The organism is Gottfriedia acidiceleris, from assembly GCF_050457485.1.
In the GTDB taxonomy this organism is placed as follows: Bacteria; Bacillota; Bacilli; order Bacillales; family Bacillaceae_G; genus Gottfriedia; species Gottfriedia acidiceleris_D.
Genome location: NZ_JBCMJM010000043.1, coordinates 1 through 810, shown reverse-complemented (window position 1 = coordinate 810; position 810 = coordinate 1). Strand labels below are relative to the sequence as shown.

The window sequence follows — 810 nt, the reverse complement described above, 5'->3', positions numbered from 1 at the left end:
TTACGAAAATTTGGTAATTTAATTGACAAGGTTGTTTTTCAACAGCGTGAAAAAACGAACTGTTATAAACAGTTCGTTTTTTGTGTTTGTATTAGTTGTTCAACTAGGTTATTACATCAAAGAGCTAGAGACTATGTCATAACTCAAAAATAAAATAACTCAGCATGGAATAAATCTCTATTTAGAATAGTTCTTCTTTTATTTAAATATTTTTAAATTAAGGAAGGAGTGTAGAATGAATGACTGAAGTTCAAAAGAAAAAGTGGGTTGATAAAAGTATTGTGCTATTGTTAGTTTTAGTATTTATTATTTTAGCAACAAACGTCCCTAAAATACAGAATTTATATGAGTCAACTTTAATTGGAACTTACCACAGCAAAAAACTTCCATTTGCAACATTAGTATTTGACGAAGAAGATCATCATTCATTTTATTATTATAATCGCTCTGAGACAGATAAAGGAACTTATACACAGAAAACAGATACGACGTATGTAATTAACAGTTCTAAGTTTCATAACTTGAAAATCATTTATAATAAAAAAGGAAGAACTTTTAAAATAAAAATTGATAATAAAACCTATGTTTTTAAACAATCTGATACAATTCCTACTATTATTGATAATTCTGAATGACTAGATTTAGGTTGTTCAAGTACTTGATAACCAAATTATGTACTAAGAACATAAAAGGACTATCAATAAGTGACAGTCCTTTATGGTTTATTAAATATCAACAATTAACTGATTCAAAATAAAAAAGCACCAGCTGATTAGCTGGTACTTTGGTAAACCAGGCGACGTTCTACTC

At 27.7% G+C, this 810-nt stretch carries 1 protein-coding gene; it reads left to right on the top strand.

All coding sequences use genetic code 11. The annotated features are described in order from the left end of the window. Positions 1-239: 239 nt before the first annotated feature. Positions 240-635, top strand: coding sequence for a hypothetical protein (locus tag ABEY15_RS24215; protein WP_429892500.1), 396 nt, complete (start codon positions 240-242; stop codon positions 633-635). Positions 636-810: the final 175 nt, after the last annotated feature.

Bases quoted from the DNA above. Each gene is read 5' to 3' on its own strand.
- ABEY15_RS24215 (WP_429892500.1), top strand. From the start codon at position 240: ATGACTGAAGTTCAAAAGAAAAAGTGGGTTGATAAAAGTATTGTGCTA.